At 54.3% G+C, this 20019-nt stretch carries 10 protein-coding genes; 3 read left to right on the plus strand and 7 right to left on the minus strand.

What is annotated here, in order from left to right; genetic code table 11:
• Positions 1-85: 85 nt before the first annotated feature.
• On the minus strand, positions 86-763 hold the full coding sequence (locus RIB44_16970; GenBank protein MEQ8618265.1) for a DUF4166 domain-containing protein: 678 nt from the start codon (positions 761-763) through the stop codon (positions 86-88).
• The gene (locus RIB44_16975) at positions 760-1668 is read right to left on the minus strand and encodes a DoxX-like family protein (protein ID MEQ8618266.1); all 909 of its coding nucleotides are present in this window, start codon (positions 1666-1668) and stop codon (positions 760-762) included. The genes RIB44_16970 and RIB44_16975 overlap by 4 nt, the downstream gene beginning before the upstream one ends.
• Before the next feature lie 344 nt (positions 1669-2012).
• Here RIB44_16975 and RIB44_16980 point away from each other — a divergent pair, with 344 nt between their 5' ends.
• Positions 2013-4646: a hypothetical protein gene (locus tag RIB44_16980; GenBank protein ID MEQ8618267.1), complete on the plus strand. Its 2634-nt coding sequence runs from the start codon at positions 2013-2015 to the stop codon at positions 4644-4646.
• A gap of 392 nt (positions 4647-5038) precedes the next feature.
• Here RIB44_16980 and RIB44_16985 read toward each other — a convergent pair whose 3' ends face one another.
• The 3 genes from RIB44_16985 to RIB44_16995 all read right to left on the minus strand — a co-directional run bounded on the left by RIB44_16985 (position 5039) and on the right by RIB44_16995 (position 10956).
• Positions 5039-6988 carry a hypothetical protein gene (locus tag RIB44_16985; GenBank protein MEQ8618268.1) on the minus strand — a complete coding sequence of 650 codons (1950 nt, stop codon included), beginning with the start codon at positions 6986-6988 and terminating at the stop codon, positions 5039-5041.
• Positions 6989-7205: 217 nt separating this feature from the next.
• Positions 7206-8585 (minus strand): radical SAM protein, encoded by a 1380-nt coding sequence (locus tag RIB44_16990; GenBank protein MEQ8618269.1) that lies wholly within the window; start codon positions 8583-8585, stop codon positions 7206-7208.
• 706 nt (positions 8586-9291) lie between these two features.
• On the minus strand, positions 9292-10956 hold the full coding sequence (locus RIB44_16995; protein MEQ8618270.1) for a sigma-70 family RNA polymerase sigma factor: 1665 nt from the start codon (positions 10954-10956) through the stop codon (positions 9292-9294).
• Between the two features lie 619 nt (positions 10957-11575).
• On the opposite strand from RIB44_16995, the gene RIB44_17000 reads away from it, so the two are divergent.
• A complete protein-coding gene (locus RIB44_17000) occupies positions 11576-12931 on the plus strand; it encodes a hypothetical protein (GenBank protein MEQ8618271.1) in 1356 nt (451 codons plus the stop codon).
• A gap of 290 nt (positions 12932-13221) precedes the next feature.
• Here RIB44_17000 and RIB44_17005 read toward each other — a convergent pair whose 3' ends face one another.
• Positions 13222-15564, minus strand: coding sequence for a choice-of-anchor L domain-containing protein (locus RIB44_17005; protein MEQ8618272.1), 2343 nt, complete (start codon positions 15562-15564; stop codon positions 13222-13224).
• 641 nt (positions 15565-16205) lie between these two features.
• Between RIB44_17005 and RIB44_17010 the strand changes: the two genes are divergently transcribed.
• On the plus strand, positions 16206-18557 hold the full coding sequence (locus RIB44_17010; GenBank protein ID MEQ8618273.1) for a sulfatase-like hydrolase/transferase: 2352 nt from the start codon (positions 16206-16208) through the stop codon (positions 18555-18557).
• A gap of 108 nt (positions 18558-18665) precedes the next feature.
• Here the strand turns inward: RIB44_17010 and RIB44_17015 are convergent, their stop codons facing one another.
• On the minus strand, positions 18666-19580 hold the full coding sequence (locus tag RIB44_17015) for a hypothetical protein (protein MEQ8618274.1): 915 nt from the start codon (positions 19578-19580) through the stop codon (positions 18666-18668).
• Between the last annotated feature and the right edge of the window lie 439 nt (positions 19581-20019).

Below are 20019 nucleotides of genomic sequence, written 5' to 3' on the forward strand. Positions count from 1 at the left end.
GAAACGCACTACAGAACGGCCAATCGATGGGGCATAGCACGCACTCGCAGGAACGACTAGCCGCACAATCCGGCATCAAGACCCCTCACTCGCGTTGCTCTTCCCTGACCGGCTTCACCGCTTCCGGCACGTCGTCCGGTTCTACCGAGAGCCATTCCACATCGAAGGTTCCTCGATATCCGAAAAGCGGCCCCCATGTTTTGTTCGAGACATGGACGTCGATGCAGAACTTTCCGAGTTCGTCGTCGTACCATTCGCAAACGTTGGCTATGCCTGAGAACAACATGGGAAATCGAAAGGCGATCGGGCCCTCATAAAAGCGCTGCTCACCTGAACGCAATCGCAGGCCGCCACGCTCGTCAACGGACAGGTCAATGTCGACGGCCAAGTGTTGATGCGTTCCCAAGTAATCAACAACCTTTCCTCTCTGCTGACTGTAAATCATCGTCGCATCGAACCGTCTCGGCTTTTTTGTCTCGAAATCACGAACCCAGGTGACAGTCTCTCGGCCAAATGAGTCACGATACGCATAGTTCCTGATCGTAAACGGAATGTTTTTTCCTCGCTCAGGGAACATAATGCGCCGCCAAGTTCCAACGTAAAGAAACGGCAGTGTATAGAAGCGGCCGTGCCACACTTCGTCCATGATGCCGGTGCCGATCGAGGCGATGCCGTCAGCACTTGAGAAGCCGAAACGTTTTTGAATCTGCGGATGGAGCCGCTCGAAGTCAGACCCAAGCACTTCTTGGTAAATGGACGTCACTGCGCTTCCTCCTGTTTTTTCCGCAGGCACCGGTTCGCCCGGGGCAAATCTTTCATCGAGAGTAAGCCGATCACCGCCAAGGCAACCATCAGCACGTTGAGGCTCACCGGATTAAAGGCGGCGTGCAAAAAGTGCGGCGAATTCAAGGCGACGCCGACCGTGGCGACGACCATCAACACGATCGTGCTTATCAACGGCCAAGCACGATGGAACGCAAGCAGCAATACGGCGCCAAACCCCACCTCCAACCAGCCGACCGTTTGAGCAACGGCGAGCGCTGCCGAATCAGAGAATCCTCCCTGCCGTACCATTTCCAACTCATCCGCGTGGTGACTGAGAATTTTCGGAACAAGACCCTGGTAAACCCAAACAAAAGCCAACGCCCAGCGAGCAACCAAATGAACGAGGCTACGCTGAATCGAAGAGACCGGCTGAATCCCCCTTTCTATCCAAAGCCGCAAACAATCAAAGCTCCACGCGGTCGCCCACCCCATGAGGGGACGAAACAACACCTTATCAAAAACGCGTCCCACAATCCCAAAGCGAACTTGATAATCATAAGCCGTCAAAAAGCGGATCGCCTCGCCGTCCGGGACGTACTGCCAGTAGCCTGCGCCTTCACGAATCAGCGACTTAGGATCATTCGACCAAAACTTCAAAGAAGAAGTCCGCTCCCCGCTGGGTGCGTCCCTTTGCCCAACCGTTTCGCCCTCGCCCCGAATCGAAAGACCGAACCCAAGACGGGTGCCGTACAAGAATCTCTGCGGCTGACTCTCATCAGAGTGGGGAAGATACTCAATGTCAGTAAATCGCAAGTCCCACTGAACGTGCTGCTGCGGGTTTTGCGTCCGCTCCCAAAGCTCGGCCATCTCTCCACGAACGCGCGTTTCAACATAGATGCCCATCAACAGCCGTCTCCGAGAGCTTTTTAGGAGCGGCTTCAGAAATCAGGTTTCGTAACTCGAAGCGTAAGCGAGAGACCACGCCTGAGAGGTTTATCGCCTCGCGTCCGCTTCGTGTTACGATGAATGAAACCGCCTCTAGTCTAACTGCTTCTCGTTGTCTCGTTTAACGGTTGTTTGCTCCGTTCAGTATCGCGTCGAGTGCTGTCCCATCATTTCCGAGCGAATTGTTTGATTATCACTGCCAAGCTCGCTAGTTTATGGGGATTCCAATAAGTGCTACGGCAGGTTCAAGCACATATTACTTGCTAGCAGGCTCTTCAATTTAGCATCTGTGAGAAACAACAATGAGCACCCTTCGACAACTTCGGTTTCGAGACCCAACACGAGTTAGCTACGAGAGACGCCTTTCCTTCGAATCTTTTGAGCCCCGTTTGATGCTCGCGGGAGATTCACCCCTGGTGTTTGGCTCCAATTTCGGCGATTCAATCGCCACGGGAAGTAATTACTATCAAACCGTTCAAACGGACGAAACACTCGGCGATGTCATCATCGGGACAATTGACGAAACCGTGGACGGCAACGGTGCCACGTGGATACGTCTCCAACAACGCAACGTCAATCAATTTAGCGTGCGTACCAACCAAGTCATGGACGGCATGCACTGGCTTTCTGCCGAGTCAGGCAGCTATTCAGTTGATGGTAAAGTGATCGAAGTCGGAAGGATCGAAAACGCCAGTAACGGTGACTCGGTAACTTTCTCGACAAGCTTCAGCACGCCACCCGTTATTCTCGCTATGGTCGATGAGTCTGTCGACGACAGTGGTGCCACAGCGGCTCGGGTTGTTGGCAATCACGAGGCGACCGGGTTTACCATTTGGACAGACAACACAGCCGACGCCGTGATGTGGATTGCCATGGAGCCGGGTCTCTATCTCACGGAGGATTTCGCTTGGCAGGCAGAAACTTTCGCCAGTCCTATCAACAACACAACGATCACCTTCCCTGAGCCTTTCGAGCAATTGCCTGGGGTCGTTGCGACGATTCATGACATAAACAACAGTGGTCCTTTTCTCGTCAGGCTCGCGGAGCTTGCTCCTACTGGCTTTGCCCCCGAGTTTAACTTTTCTCAGTCGGAATTGCTTCATTACATTGCTTTTGGGAGCCGCGAGGAGTTCTTAGACGATCTGACATGGGATTTTTCGGCAAATGCTGGCGACGGCTTAGTGCGTTTGAATGGCGAAACCCTTGAAGCGGTCGATCCCATTACGCAGACCGTCCTATTTTCTCATCCACTGGACAGAACCAACTCCTTGACACTGATGGGCGATTCTCTCGAACTCGACTTTCTAACGGGTTCGTCGTTTGAGCTCCCTGCCGGAATTAATATTGTCGGAGGAGCAGGAACAACGGACGCTTTCACGCTCACTTCGGATGACTCCGCTCACGTTGTCCATAACCTGACGGTCACTGGCGAACAGCAAATAACTGCGACGCAGGGTGCAAATACCACGAGCATTCGCTATGCAGGCATTGAGGAAATCCAGCTTGATTCCCTCTTTTCGTTTACCGTTGAAGGCACTCTGGATTTAGGCAGCAATTCATTGACCGTCGAATCCGCCACACCATTAAACCTCGGTAATCTCACGCTTCTCGATGGCGGCACGCTCACTGCTAATAGCGTAGCAGCCTTAGGAGCGGGTGAGTCGATTGTCGGTTCTGGCACTATCAATGCAAGATTCAGTGGCGAGGCGGGTTCCCTTGTCCGAGCTACCGGAGATCTCACCATCGGCACGGTAAACTCAACCTCGGGCTTCTATACCCGAGGCGACCTTGATGTCGGCCCGCACACCGTCACACTTCTCGACACCGACCAAGCAGTTTTGGGGACAGAAACCCAACTCGGAGAATCTTCCGCGGCGGGCACCTTAGTTTCCGACAACGGGCTCATTGTGGACTTCGGAAATAACGTTTCCGGCTTTGGCACCTTGAGTTCTCAAAATACAACCGCTCAAGCGGTGATCAACAACGGCACAATCACCGGCAACGACGCTAGCGAGCAAATCACGACCACCGGCTATGTCAAAGGCGTCGGCACCTTCGATTTCGTACTATTCAACGGCACTTTTGCACCTGGCCTCAGCCCCGCAGCGCTCGATGTCGGAACCGTGGAGCTTAGCAACTCGAGCAAACTGGAAATTGAACTTGGCGGACTGTCGCCCGGTAGCGGCTACGATCAATTAAATAGCGATGCAACTCTGCAACTAGAGGGAGGGCTCGTCGTTGAGTTCTTACCTGGCTTCCAAGCGTCACCAGGTGATTCTTTCACGATTCTCACGGCAGCCGGCAGCGTTCTCGGCACCTTTGATACGGCGATAACACCTGCTGGTTTGCAATGGGAACTTCTCTACGAAGCGAACGAAGTGCGTCTATCGGCAAGTGCGCTGCCTGGCGATTACGACAATAACGGCGAGATTAATGCCAACGACTTAGGTGTTTGGCAAAGTACTTACGGTTCAACGACTCTGCTCGCCGCTGACGGCGATCAGAATGAGCATATCGATGGCGGCGACTTTTTACTCTGGCAACGTGCATCGACGTCCCCGGCCACTCCAGCAGTTCAAGCAGCGCATTCCCCTCTAACCAAAGCTACATCACATGATGAGACATTTGCAGCGACCGATCATCTGACGCCAGCCAAGTCTGCGATCTTGAATCGAGGAACTTGGTTAAGCTCACCTTTGTTGCACGGCTTGCGAAGGCAAGAATCCGAATTATTGTTCGATGAGTACAAAGGGCCTATGGCAATGCGATACCCAAAAGCAAGAGTGGGGCAATTACCGCATGTTACCACCAATGATGATACGACAATCGAGTCAAAGGCTCACGCGAATGGGCGAGAATTGACGGAGCACACTTCAATGACGAATGATGCTCTCATTGAGCAAGCCTGGAGTGAATTCTACTCTGATTTATCCTGATTCTACTGGCTTTCCCAAGCGAAACCTTGCTCTAGATGTACTTCTGATTCCCCACCAGCTTTTGGCCACCCACTCCGCTAAAATACAAAGTCCGCGACCGTTCACTCTCAACCCGATAATTAACAGCCTTAGCGGATCGACTTACGTCAATTCGCTCCCCTGAGCAAAAAGGGGTTTTGAGAGCAAAAGTCATCAACACGCTTACTACTAACGAAGCACAAACCTCATGACGGGTTGGGTTTGCGCTCCTTAGAGAAAGCCTGCACGTCGCACTTTTGCACAGTGAAACCGTGTTTCCGTGCAAAAGTGCAAAAGGGAGCCGTTGTCGTAAGTTGCTTTGGCCGTCAAGTGCTGGCTCTCAAGTCGAACCAGTGAGAAAGGTCGAGTGCGAGTCAGTTGCGTTTGCCGAGTCGCGCGACTCGTCGCCCTGAGCCAAAGAACCCTATGGATAAGAACATTGCAACCAGTAGCAGCAAACTCGTGGGCTCTGGCACACTTTGCGAAGAAGCAACAGAAGTCATGCTGCCGTAGGCCGTCTGCCAGTCCGGAATGAGCGGCGGGTTGTTGAGCTGCAGCGTTAAAAAGTCCGCTCCGTCGACATCGCCGTCGGGTTCGGTATCGACGCCGTCAGCGATTAAGGACTCGAAGTCAGTGAGGATGATTTGCGTGGGATCGAACAGACTGTTGATCCCATAGTGAATCGTAAACGTGCCCAAGCCGTCGGCGGTCGCGATGGTTCCTCCCGTGGGGACACCATTTGGTAAGCCGGCAACGGTCGATGCCGTGACAATCGTGAAGGTGTCGCTGGCGTCGGGGAGAAAACCATCGAGCAGCGAGATGGCGATCTCCCCTTTGAAGCTCGAGCTGCCCGTGACGCTGAGCACATCGTACTCGGTGCCCGGCATCGTGCCGGCGAGTTCGATCTCAAGCGTTGCTCCATCAAATTGAACGTAGTTACCGTCAACAGCAAGCGTCCCCGGTGAAAGACCCGGCTCGACGCGACCGCGCACTTGAAGATTTCCACTGTGAGTTCCCGACCCGGCAAGCGTACCACCTGCTTCGATAAAGGTCGTCGTCGTGCTTAGTTCACCGCCATTGGAAAGTTCAACCCGCCCCGTGCCGCCATTGCCAACAACAAACACGCCTGCCGGATTCGTTTGCGAAAGCAGCGAGCCGGGACCACTGATCGCCACGATTCCCTCACTGCCAGCCGTCGGTGCAACCGTACCGCTGTCGAAGGTCACCACACCCCCGTCGAGAATCTCCAGCAAGCCCTTCCCTTCGTTACCCACCTGGAGCGTGCTCGTCATGTTCCATTGCGAACCGCTACCCGACACAAGCACGGCTCCGTCGGAGGTAGTCGTAAAAGCGCCCAAGGTTCCCGAGCGGGAAAGAAACTCCGCCCCGTCGAGCACCTCAACGGTTCCCTCGCCACGATTACCAATCTGCGCACCTTGGTTCGATAAATCGAGCTGCGTCCCAACGCCACTCAGGAAAACGTCGCCTACGCCGCCCGCCGTATCGCCAACACGAAGGATGTCACCGCTGGCGGTTCCCGTTCCCGTGACGACAGCTCCGCCCGTTGCATCAAGGCTACCATCGCCACTGCCGCCGATGGTGAAGGATTTCATGCTCAGCGTCGAAGCATCGACGAGCACCGTCCCTTCCCCCGAGGCGAAGTTGCCGGCACGCAGCGTGTTGGTGGAAGTCAACGAAGCACCGGCGGCAAGTTCGATCAATCCCACGCCACGCGATCCCGCGTCGACAAAACCCGATGAAGTAGCGGTAGCGTCCTCGATGTAGAGACTTCCTGAGGAGTTACCAAACACCCCCACGCTGAGAAACTGCGTACTGGTAAGCAGCCCGTCATCCAGCACAGCCAAGCTACCAATCGATCCACTGTTTCGCCCGACGCTCAAGCCGCCGGAAAGATTCCAATGACTTCCCGTCCCCGTAACCGTAGCATCCCCAAACGCAGCCGCCCCTTCTTCTCCGACGATCGAAATGAAACCGTTGACGACCGCCCCATCTTCAATACTCAGCATTCCCGGTGCCGTGGTGCCAATGTTCAAGCGATCGAAGGTGGCCGTCGTACTGCTGCCAGTCACCAAGAGCGAGCCGCCCTCATTAACTTCCACGGTTGTCGTCGTCGAGGGACTGCCCGAGCTGACGGTCAGATCGTCCTCAGGAAAAGGCACGCCGACGGGATCCCAATTGAAGGCGTTGAACCACTCGTCGTCCACGCCAGCCGATTGGAACGTGCGGGGGACGGCGTGGGAGGTATTGCTGACGAACAGAACACAGAGCATGGCCATCGCCAAGCCCACGAAAGAACGGAACATTTCCCAACCCCTCTATTCGAAACTATTTGGTTCTCACCAGAATCTGAAAGAGCAGTATGGACGCTCTTGATACGTCGATCAAGTTGAGAAGGAAGCTAAACGCTAGCGGGAACCACCGAGCTGGCTCGAAACGATGTGCCTCGTCGCTGGAGCCTCTTACGATATCTCACATGGCGACGGCGTGTGCTTTCGATCATGGGTTTCCATGCCAGTGCGGTCAGCCGATGCTGAATAAGAAAGTGCCACAGGTAATTGCTTCGCTTGTACAGATAGGCCATCGCCAGGTAAGAAGCCACGGCTCGCCAGTCCTCGGGCGGCGACGCCAGATGGAAGCGTGCGAGAAGAGCCGGTCGTAGCACCTCTGGTATCCCTCGATAAGTTGCGTTTCACTCATATTCTTCGGCTTGAACACGACATGAGCCGTGTCGTACAGCTCCCAATCCCTATGCAGCAGACGCCCTTCGGACCCAAGTTGTCGGAAGAGTGGCGTATTGGGATAGGGGGTGAGAATATGAAACGTCGCACATTCGAGTCGGTTCTCCTCGACCCACTCGATGGTACGGTCAAACACCTCTGGACCGTCGTGGTCGAAGCCCAGAACAAAGCTGCCGTTCACTTGGATTCCGTGATCGTGCAGCAACCTGACACGGCGAGCATAGTCGCTCGTTTGCGGGCTACGTTTTCCCTGATCTTGAATGTTCGCATCGTTCAGCGACTCAAACCCCACAAACACACCCGTGCACCCCGCCAGCGCCATTTCTCGCACGGTTACGGGATCGTCAGCAACGTCGATCGAGACAGCAGCGCTCCAGATCTTCTGCAGTGGCTTGAGTGCGCGACACAAGGCTCGCAAATAGTCTGGCTTGGAACCGAGATTGTTATCCGTAAAGACAGCGTAGGGTTGATCGTCCCTCTGCCATTCAGCGACGATTTGCTCAGGCGTGCGCATCTGATAGGGCATATGCAGCCCGTCGGTTGCCAGATAGCAGAACCCACAACGGCTATGGCATCCGCGTGTCGCATTCAAGCTGGCTGTTGTCAGGAACGACTCCTTAGGAAGCAAATCGCGGCGCGGCGGAGGATCCTCATGATAAGGCGCACGGAACGAACCGTGATACTTGGTTTTGAGCGTCCCTTGCTCAAAGTCAGCCAATACCTGCCCCCATGCAGAAACTCCTTCGCCGAGAACCATTACATCGCAGTGAGGTTGTACTTCCTCAGGACAAGAGAGCACGTGGAGTCCGCCAAACACGACCAGCGAACCGCGCTCGCGAAACCAACGCGCAAGTTCATACGCCCGTTTCGCGAAGGTGAGATGAACGGTGATTCCCACCACAGCAGGAAACGGCTCAGTAGGCGGCGGCCCTTGCAGAAGGTTTTCGTCCCAATAGGAAACCTCCCAATTCGCAGGCGTCGCTGCCGCGATGGATGTCAGCGCGAGTGTCGGCGTAAGAACGTGCTTGCCAAAACTTGCGTAAGGATCTTTGGCGTAGAAAGGGTTGATAAGCAACGCCGTGCGAGGTTCGATCTTTGCTGGAACGAAATTCGGGTCGAGAGCTGGCGGCGTTCGGAAACACTCGGGCAGCGGACGGGCCATTGAGTACCTCAGAATCCTTTGGAGTGCAATCGTCGAGTCTAAGGAGTCTACGCACGTCGTTGGCTAACTTGCAAGGCGAGCGACTTTGTCGCTGATTGGCTGTTTACCGGGCGGCTACTTGCCAGGATGAAAGGCGACGTAGCGACATGAAGAACTCATATCGGGGCGTTGCTCTCAGAGGGACGCCCCCCACGAAGTTAAATTATATCTGCACAGAAGATGAATCAAGAAGCCATTTCCAGAATCATCATGCATGCGGCTCGCTGAACTAACGCAATGTAGCACAGTCGCACGCCCTACAAGATGTCTGGAAGTAACCGATACGAAGCGATGCCAATGATCAATGTGATCAGAATAAAACTAGCTTCCCAAGCGACTAGACCAAAAGCACTGGCGATTAACAGAAGAACAACAGGTGTCAAGTAGAGTGCAATAAGCCAACGATTTCTAAGAACGTTACGCATGCGTGACAAATCCGCCTATTTTGCATTCGCTGCTACAAACTCTTGCTGAACTCAACGAGAGTTTCGACTAGATTCCTCGGTCGCTGGAAGCTCGGTCGGAATGACATGATGATAAACTTCTGCGAAAGCCACATAAATGCAGAACTACGAACAAAAAAGCCGCCGCGATCGAATGTTGTCCTAAGACTTGTTCGACCACGGCGGCTAGGGAGGGGGAATCGGACTATCAAAAAACAGGGGGGTTAGATGTCTAAAACAATCTTCTCTTCTTGGGCCGCGATTCGCAGCTTGTTCAAAGCTCGCGCTTCGATCTGGCGGATGCGTTCCTTGGTGACACCCAAGTCGGCGCCCACTTCCTTGAGCGTTTGTGGCTCGCGGCTGTGGTCGAGGCCGAAGCGGCCGACGATGATCGCTTGTTCGCGCTCGTCGAGTTTCGACAGGATGCGGTTGATCTTTGCGACGCGGTCTTCTTGAGCGCTCAGCTCCAAGGTCGGGTTGCCCCGCTCTTCCTCAGTGGCCGCGAACAGTTCGTCGTGGCTCGTGCGGAAGCGATCACGCTGTTTGTACTCACCAGGAATCGTGCGGGCGAAGTTCTTCATGATGGCCCAACTGGCGTACGTGCTGAATTTGTTGCCACGGGCGAAGTCGAACTTCTCGATCGCTCGCAACAGCGAGACGTTGCCATCGGACACGAGGACGAAGAAATCCTGATCGGGCTTCACATGACGCTTGGCGATGGAAACCACCAATCGCAGGTTCGCCTTAATGATCTGGTTTTTCACCTTCACGACTTCGTCGTAAAGCTGCTCGATCTCATCCATTAACGCTGTTTTGGGGTTCTCTGGATCAAGTTGATTGCGAGCCTTCGACGCCTTGTACTTGAGGTAGTTGTATTTGCGGAACAGGTGTTGTTCCTGCTCGCGAGTGAGCAACGTCATCTCGTACAGTGCGGCCAAGTAAGGAGGCAAGCCGTTGGGTCGCTTCGGGCGGCGGGTGACGGTTTCCGGCTCAGGCATCTCACCCAGGCAGGCTTTGTCGGCACCTTTTCGCTTGAAGCGCGGGTTGTCCATGTAATCGAGCGGCAACTCCATGATGCGTTCGGCGCGGATTTCGTTGATCACCCGATAGACGGTGGTCTTCGTGCGATCGTAGTCAGAGCAGAGCCGCTCGACGGTCGCTCCACGACGGTACGCTTCGTAGATATTCTGACGCTGGCTCTCGGTCAGCGGACCGGCACCGGCGGGGAAGATCGCATCTTCAGGATGATCCGCATCGTGCTGACGCAAGGCGGTACGAATCGTTTCCACGCTGCGTCCCGAACGCTCGGCGAGCAGACGTGCAATCTCGGATTGACCGCTGCCACCGTTGGCTAGCTCTTTCGCGCGGGCGACAAATTCCTGACGCTGGCTATCAGTCAGTTGACTGAACTTCGAGCCGCGTTCGACGCGTTCCGAATTGTTCTTCACGAAGCGATCGACGCTGCTGCGAAGGAAACCGACACGTTTGCGGCCATCGAATACAAGGCGACGGCTCACGAGCCCTAAAGCTCGCCAACGCGAAATCGTTTTGGTCGAGACATTAAACTGCTTGGCAAGCTCTTCGACAGTAAAGACTTGCTCGCCCATGGCATCCGCTTCGAGGTCTGCCACGTCGGACATATCTTCAACGTAGAGCCGCAAATCGTGGAGTAGGTCCTCGCCATCAAACTTGCGAGGCCGGACGATTGGCATATCGTCCCCAGCAAGCGCGGTCAGGATGTCCGTGCTCTTGTAAGTCTTTTCAGGATCGATACCGGCAATGAGCCGCTCGGCAGCGTCAATTCGCGACAGCAGACGTTCGCGTAGCGGAGCGCTGGCGTCGTTGTCACGCAGGTCTTCGATCACGGGGATTTTGTATTCGTTGTGCATGGGGAGTGCCTCGCTTCTTCTCTTCTGTTCCGAGTCTCTGTCACTCGAAAGGGCGGTGCCGCGTGGGTTTCTGCTTGCAAGGCGACAAGTCTCACCGTCTTGGTAAGCGTTTGTCGGTCGCTAGTCAGGACGCGGCGGTAATAAGTAGTCTCCGGGGTCTGAAGCTGTCTTAGGTTCAGTAACTCAAGGTTTGAGCAAACACTGCTCTAGCTTGACCTGACACAAGTTGGTGCTTAGTGCCAAGTTACGGCCTACTCGTTGTACGCATATTCAGCGAATTGGGTCGAGAGAAGTTTGCTAGCTGATGGCTCTGAGAATGCTTGCAAGAGCTGATCTACGGCTGCAAACTCTTTCATATCAACGACTTGTAAAATCTTTTGAATTCCGAATCTGGGTCTTTCCCGGGACTAAGTGTCCTTCATTTTGGGCAATCTGCGGGGAGAGCGATGAGCAGACGTCGGCTACTTCTTGAAATCACGTCAGGTGCTAATTCCGCTGGACTGTCCAAGGGAGTTGGGTCGATTTAAGGGGTGAGGTCTGCTTTTCAAGCGGCTTTGCTTTTCTAGCGGCATCGTGCGATGTCGGCCTGTCCTTCTCACTTTGCTCACCTGTGTTAGTTATGACCGTATCTCGTGCCTTGATGTTCACGCTGTTCCTGCTGTCACTCGCTCCTGCGGCGGTGGCTGAGGGCTACCTTTTGGAAGCAGCCGAAGGACAGGAACCGACCCAAGTCACGGTCAAGCTCCAAGTCGGGGGCGATTCGATCGTTCCCGCGATGGACGCGGATGGCCCGACGGGTACTGAGAAGGTCACCCCCATGAGTGTGCAGGGGAATTTCGAGTACCAAGAGCAGGTCTTGGGGCGAGGTGAACAGGCACGGTCTGTGCGCGTCTATCAACGCGCCGACGCAATTTTGAAAATCGAAGAGAAGAGTTCTGAGCAAGGGTTCGAGCGCGTCTTACCAGAAGACATGTGCGAGGTCGTGTGTGACTTGCATGAAGGACGTGGGCGATTCCTCTGCCCCGACGGTTCGCTCACGCGCTCGCAAGTTGATCTGCTCGACGTGCTTGGGAACACCCTGGTCCTCGATCGTCTCCTGCCAAATCGAGAAGTGGCGGAAGGAGAATCCTGGGAGCACGACCCGCAAGCGATTACCGCCATTTTCGGACTCGACAATGCCGGCGTTTGCGAAGTGAACAGCATGGTGGTCGGTGAAGAGAATAACCAAGTTCAAATCCGCATGTCGGGCACCGTGCATGGCGGCGTTGATGGCGCTTCTTTGGAAATGGAAATCAAGGGCGCCTACCTGTTTCACCTCAAGCAAGGCCGCATCACGAAAATGAACCTCGTGGTCAAAGAGAAGCGCAAGGCGAGTGTCGTCACCCCAGGTTTGGACATCACCGCGAAGCTGAACATCGTTGTCGGCCCCGCGACGTCGTCCTTGATCAGCGAAGAGATGATTGCTGCCGCTGAGAAGCTCCAGGTCGAGCCGCGAAGTCGTTTGTTCTTCAACTCGCCGATCCGCGGCTTTCGTTTTGCTCATGCGGGGAATTGGTATGTCACCAAAGAGAGCCGCAATCTCGTGACGTTACGCTTGCTGGACGACAACACCTCGATCGCCAGTTGCAACGTCACCACCCTGCCCCCTCGCTCCGCCGAGCGTGAAACGTCGCTCGAACAGTTCCAGCGCGAGGTGCAACAGTCGCTCGGCGAAAACGTCCAAGAAATCGCCGCCGCCAACGAGTGGACCAGCCCCAACGGCCACAAGTGCATGGCCGTCTTCGCCAACGGCAAAGTGAAAGACATTGCCGTGCAGTGGCGCTACTATCTGGTCTCCGCCCCCGACGTGAAACGCGTCTCGGTAGCCGCCACGGTCGAGCAAGCGAAGCTCGACAAGTTCGCCGACGCGGATCGGCTGATTGTGGATTCGATGGAATTGGTGGGGGCGGCTAAGGAAGAGACGGCTGGGAAGTAGTTGGGCTATTCGCCTCTCACGTTGCCTCCTGTGTGCCACTGCTGGCTTGTCGGGTGTTGCTCACGTAACGAGCTTGAACTTCGGCCGTCATCACGTTCCATCGGGCGTTTGTAGCAGTCCAGCAGTGCCTATTCGTTGCGGCAAGAGCGACTTCGACCTTTTCCCAGCGATTACACTGCTGGCTCCCAGTAACGCTTCAAAGAGCGGCAAAGAACAGTCGATACATGACACGGCGTGCAGGGCCTAGCTCACTAAACCAGCAGTGGCACCCTACGATTCGAAGTGTATATCTACTCCAAAGACTTGAAGTAATCTCGCCAGAGTAGCACATCGTCGCGGTCGACATCCCCATCTTCATCTTTGTCGGCTGAATGAAACTGCGAGTTGGGTGTTGCCGCGGCAGTTGGACCGCCCGATGAAGGAGCCGACTGGGCTGACCCGCTACCTCCACCCCCGCTGGCCGCTTGCTGTGTACTGCCGCAACCACACAACCCCGAAGGGATTCCGCCAAACTCCTGATCGTAAATCGCGCGGTCAGCTAGATCAACGTCCCCATCGCCGTCGGCGTCTCCCTCAGATCGCGAAGCGCACTCCGCAAGACCATTATTCTGCTGCCAAATAGTAAAGTCGGTCCCGTCGACCGTGCCATCGCGATTGAAGTCCGCACAGAGTAGCTTGTTGCCTCCGGTCTGGTTGAAATTGGCTAGCACGATATCTAAGTCATCCGTATCGATTGAGCCATCACCATTGGCATCGCCATCGGTGAATTTTGGATTCGGTGGTGCATTCTCTCCGAAATTACTGAGCAGAATCGAAAGGTCATCACCGTCAACATCGCCATCTAGGTCGAAGTCAGCGGCCATGAAGTCGTAGAGCCTGAGGCTATTTTCTTGAAAGAAGGTGGCTGAATCAATGAAGGCATCGCCAACATCTTGCACAACTATCTTGATCGTATAAGTGCTAGGTGCCAGCACGCAAGCACTTTCACGGGTGAGCAACTTGGTAAACCCTCCGTACTCGTGATCGAAGTGCAGGTTGGTAGCGACGTTTGCATGAAGTGATGTTTGTAAGATGGCAGGTGATGGTGCTACCTTGTTTTCAAGCAGAAGACCACATTGACGAAGATCAAACAGTGTAAGAGTGGATTCGTTTCCGCTTCCATCTCGAAACAGAATGATGTTTTCAAGATTTTGGCCGTTCTCGTCGCCGATGAATACGAGCGGTGTGTCATTATACGTACTCAGACTATAATGAGGGTGTTCGTCTGACGCATGTACAAAGCTGATGCTGAGAATGCCGGGTGAACTGAGTGTGACTTTGAATTCTAGAACCGTTGCATCGGAGCCTGGTGGAACTCCTGGCGGCAAGACAACTTCGTTGAAGAAGTCCTCGTCCCTAGGAAGTTGCAGAACAAAATCAGCTTCACCTGGCGCCGCAGCTGAAGCTAGTGCAAAGCCATTATTTGGACCCTCGACACCTACGCCGCGATCATTCGGTATACCTGAGATCTGAGAATCTGCATCAGTAATCAGCCCCGTGCAAAGACATACTCCTGAGTCTACTCCGAGGCCCCCTTCGTACTCAGCGTCACCGTTAGCATTTTGGTTAGCTGCAGGAAGCAGTGTACCCTGTGCAGTGACGCCATTGGTGAAAGTTCCCATACCGCGAGGGTTACTATCGGGATTGCCAGTAGCATTTATCTGAGTAGTGGCAGAGCCTGCAACAACGATGTAGTTGCTCGCTGAATCAGCGAGGTTGTTTGCCAATTGAGCAGGAGTAGGTCCGCCAACCTCTCCGCTGCTTTGTACGTCCACGGCTAAGCTAGGCAGAGATAGAAAAAAACAACAAAACAATACAAGCAATGCACTGAATGTTCGCTTACACATGGAATGTCCTCCATTAATTGACTTAAAAATGTTCGTTCTCCTAGCAGAAGCCATGCCGCAGAAGCATAGAAAGAGTATGACGACTGATCTTGGTTCGGGTATTCTCCCAAAGCGAATCCGATCGATCTGAGCTGACCAAGCTACATTCTCACTTGGGCCCAGGAAAAAGAAATCAAATTCCAGTCTAGTAACAGTCATTAAGTCAGGAGTCCCGGGTGAACCACCTCGAAAAGTAAAGTTCTCGAATGGCATTACAGCTGTGAATTCCCCACTATTGAGCGGTATGTCTAGAATTCGTTGCTCGTACGAAAACGACTGGTGGGTATCTTCGCGCAGAATGACTCGTAGATAGCTGGGCGACTCTGTCGCATCAATGGAAAGGAAGTCGAAGAGAATTGCATTATTGACTCCTTGCTCGCTAATATCTGCCGGAGGAAGGTCGTAGTTAAACTGAAAAGCAACAAGTGGAGTCAGCATGTCAGTTCGGTTCAGTTCGGTGAGACTTGCTGACATCACAGATGATTGCGTAACGCCGACATCGAACGAAGCAACTGGATTGACGCCCCCACCCGCTATCTCGATCGTTCTTGTCGTTGGGATTGGGCCTGTGAGATTTGTTACGACTGGTTCGTTTTCCATTTCGGGACTAACCACCTCCGCAGGATCATCAAAGTCATCAAGAATAAACGCGGCTTGCACGTCGGAAAGGAAACAGAAAACCAGCAGGCTGACGGGGATGATTCTCATGGTGTTTGCTCGATATGGGTGTTATTTCTATCCTAATCCTTTTTTTTTTTCGTTTGTCAAACAGTTGCCGGAAAGCACTGGCAGCATCGGGTTGAAAGCCTCACTGTTGCCAGGCTGGCAAGCAGAACCGAGTTTGGCTCAGGACTTTTGGCTAATCAAGAACAGACCTCAATTGACTACTGCCCGGAAGCCAAACGGCTTAGCAGGAAGCAATCAATTGAGGTCTGTTCGTTAGTTCTAGTCGATATTAGTTAGACGGGATCGGACACTGGTCTAGTTCCATCTTATCACTGGTAATCGCCGAGTGCAAAAATGCTAGCGGCGGGTGGCACTGGCTCTGCCAGTGTTTGACTTTTTTATGCAGCTCTACACTTGAGAAAGTTTGGACTTAAGTGCCCTACCCAGCTGCAAACTGCAAGCAAGTAGAAGGGAATCGATCAGCTTGTGGTCGCAACACATAGCTCCTCGAACTTGTTACCCACGCCAGAAGTTCGGCACTGGCAGAGCCAGTGGCACTCGTGTCGGGTGCCGCTGCAGCAAGACGGCGCTCGCGTTCATTGGCAATTCTCTAGCCAATGGCCCGTAGACGATTTATGCTGGAGGCTTCTCTTAAGTAGTACAGAACGAGCTTGAGGTGAGTCGTGAGAAGGCTTCAAAACGGGTTCGCTTTTTTTGTTTTCTTGGCGACCGCTTCTCCTCTGTTTGCGGAGACTCCGAACATTCTTTGGATCATCTCGGATGACCAAAGCAATGACATGGGCGCTTACGGCACGCCTGCCGTGAGTACGCCGCGGTTGGATCAGCTCGCTGCTGAGGGGGTGCTGTATCACAATGCTTATACGACCGCCCCGGTTTGTAGTGCTAGTCGTACCGCGATGATGACCGGCATGTATCAGACCTCGCTGTCCCGAGCGATGCATCATCGACCGGCGAACGCCTCGAAGCTGCCGTTGCCCTCGGGTGTCGAACCGATCAGCAAGTACTTTCGCGACCAAGGCTACTTCGTTGGCAACGCGAAACCTGATTTCAGCGGCAACGGCAAGTTGGATATGAACTTTGCCGACAAGGATGGTACCACGCTCGCCTTCAGCGATCTGTTCGATGGCAACGATTGGCGGCAGGCTGGGAGCCAGCCCTGGTTTATGCAAGTCAACATTTTCGAACCGCACCGACCTTTTCGACTGGCCAATCAAGATCTGAATCGGCGCAACCAGCTTGCGTTGCCCGCGGATATGCCTGATCACCCACTCGCCCGGGCCGATTACGCGGACTACTTGGCCTCGATCGAATCAGCCGACGCCAAAGTGGGGGCCGTGCTCGATCGGCTTGCAGCAGACGGATTGGCTGACAACACGATCGTGTTTTTCTTTTCCGATAACGGTCGCGAGTTTACCCGCGCTAAAGGTTCCGCTTACGATCCGGGGTTTCATGTCCCACTGGTGGCTCGCGTCCCTGAGGCTTTGCGACAACAACGGCCCGATCTGGCCCCAGGCACGCAGAATCATCAACTTGTCAGTATGTTGGATGTGACCGCGGCGACGTTGGCGGCAGCAGGGATCGACTTATCTGCAAACGAACTCGATCATTTGGCAGGGAACGATCTGCTTTCGGCCAGCTACACCGGGAACGATTCGCTGGTGATGGCGAATGATCGTTCGAGTAACGCTGCCCATCGCTCGCGTGTGGTGCGTTCTGGTAATCTCGCGTACATCAAGAACATTCATCACGATCTTGGCTACTTTGGCGTAGACGCGAGTTGGTATAGCAAACAAGAACGGCCGGTCCACACGCTGCACGAAGTGCTGAAAGGTCGTGGATTGGTGACGGCTGAGGACAATTTGCTTTACGGAGACTCGCATCCCGAAGAAGAACTTTACGATCTGGCTGCCGACCCACATCAGTTGAACAATCTGATTGACGATCCGACCTATGCGACTCAATTAACGCAATTACGGGGCGAGTTGGATCAGTGGACCAGCGCAACAGGCGACCGGGGAGGAGAATTCGATCCCGATCTCCTGCCCGGACAGAATTGGTATCGAAACACGGGCCGCTTTCGCCATTTGGATGACAAGAACCTGCCCCGTGATACGACCGACTACGAATACCTCCAGTGGTGGGCCGATCAATTCAATGTGCCGCTCGATTTAGAAGAAGGCGAATTTGACCGCAACAGTTTTTGGTTGCCCAATCGTTCGCTGGAGAATACTTCGCTAGCTGATGGCGGTTACTCGGGCGGCACCCCCCAAGGGTGGACCGACGCGACGCCTGGTGGCGTCTGGGTGCAGAACCTCCGCTCCAACCAACTCACCGCTGAGGCTGTCGAAGGGGGGAATACGTTGCAGCTCAACTCAGGCGGGGCTGAAGTGCGCTGGGCGATCGACGACAACTGGGGCAATCTCTTGGAAGCGGGTGAAGCCGCCGGTTGGCAAATCAATTTGGCTGCGTGGGTCGGGCGGCGAAGTGATTTCCAGGGGAACCAACCTGGTCAACTACGGGTAAGTTTGCAAACGGCTGCCGGAGAAATTCTTGTCGAAGAGGAATTCGATCTCCAAGGAATCAATCAAGGCACATTTCAGCAGGAAGTTTTCCAGTTGCTCATCGATCGTGGCACGGCGGTCACCTACCGTGACGAAACGCTGTACCTAGCGCTGGCCAACCTAGCAGACGGCGGCACCGATGCTCGTAACGCACGCGTAGTGCTTGATCAAATGGTGCTCGCGATTCAAGAGTTTCAATCGGCTGACTACAACTACGATGGCAAGGTCGATCTGGCCGATCGTGCCGTCTGGACCAACAGTTTTGGTTCAACTACAAGTCTCGACGCCGACGGAAATCTTGACGGCGTCGTTAATGGAGCCGACCTGCTCCTCTGGCAACAAAGCCGCACTGAGCAAGCCAACACAACAAGCGCCGTCCCCGAGCCGGGAGCGTCTTTCATGGTGTTCAGCTTGACCATGTTGCACAGCATTGGAACAGTTAGGTTGCGCTAGATCGCCTCGCTCGTCAAAACGCCAACAGCGCAAACGAAAAGCCTGACTCATCAAATGACGAGCCAGGCCGTTCTTTACTAATTGGCAGGTGCTCTCGAATCGCTCCTGCTAGTTATTGATATCGACAGCGGCGTCAGCACCAACTTCGGCGTTAGCCGCGGAGTTCCCGGTGCCGACATCGCTGGCAGCATCTAAGCCTGCATCGATGTTCGCATTGCCGGAATCGTTCCCTTGCCCGGCATTCGCCGAAGCGCCGGTGTTGTTGCCGATCCAGATCTGCTGGCCGTTATAGCGAATAAACTGACGGCCTTGGCCGTCGGCTTGGATACGGTAAACGGGCTGGCCGTCGCGCATCCAGCGGTCGTTATTGTCACCCTGCTGACCGCGGAAAGCCGCTGTGTAACCTCCGCGACCGTCGGGGCGGCGGAAGTCTTGCTCGCTGTACTTGTTCCATTGGCCATCGCGATGGTACATCCAGTTTCCGTTTGGTGAGTAATACCACCACTCGCCATTGTGACGCGTCTTCCGCCAGTCTGCATTACGATCTGCTTGTGCATTGAAGTTCGCATCAGCTTGTGCACGAGCTGGCACTTGCGGCGTGTTTGACCGGACAGAGCTGTTAACGCTTATTCCTGATCGGCCTTGAAAGTTCTGCTGATTGCCACCTTGCAGACGGGCGTTGCCCTGCAGGTTGCCGTTGGCGTCGATGCGACCAAGATTACGGCCCTGCTGATTCAAATCGTTGCGCAAGTTTTGAACGCCTTGCTGCGTGCGTCGTACAGCCCCTTGAGTTGCCCCTTGGACTCCTCTCTGGAGATTTCGTGCGCCTTGCTGTGCACGGTTAACGGCGTTGCCGACTCCTTGCGTGGCACGTTGGACTCCTTGGCCCACTCGTCCACCGACGCCGGCATTCGCATTTCCACCCACGCCAATATCAACTTGAGCTTGAACAGCAGCACCCGCAAAAAGCACGACAGCTAGCGAGCCCATCGCAAAGCCCACTCTCGACAAAACTATTCTCATCACATCTCTCCTTCTCGATCAATCGAGTACGCGTCACTTTCGCAACGTCGCCCTTCCTAAGCTGGAAGTGGTAACGCCGCTGCTCGCCTTAGGTAGAGGGTGGCCTGCCGAGCAGCCACTCTCTTGAACCGAGAATACTCCCTAGTAACGCTGAATTTCAGTATAGAACATTTTGCAGAGCAGCGCAGTGTGTCAGGTCGTTACAGTAATTTGTGGTCAATCAAACTGGTGCTAGCGATTCGTTGATTCGTAAAGTTCACAAGCTGGTATCATTAAGGCCACAATCTGGCGGGAGCTGTTGTCAAGGGACCTCACTTCTGCCACGACGGCTGGTCAAAATTCGACCAGTCCTTCTTTTTGATGAGGGTGCTGTCGTGTATCGCCTCGCACCGAATACGTCTGATCCAGGCCTCAACCGCCTGTCTTAAGGGCATATGAT

Source organism: Lacipirellulaceae bacterium (assembly GCA_040218535.1).
In the GTDB taxonomy this organism is placed as follows: domain Bacteria; phylum Planctomycetota; class Planctomycetia; order Pirellulales; family Lacipirellulaceae; genus Adhaeretor.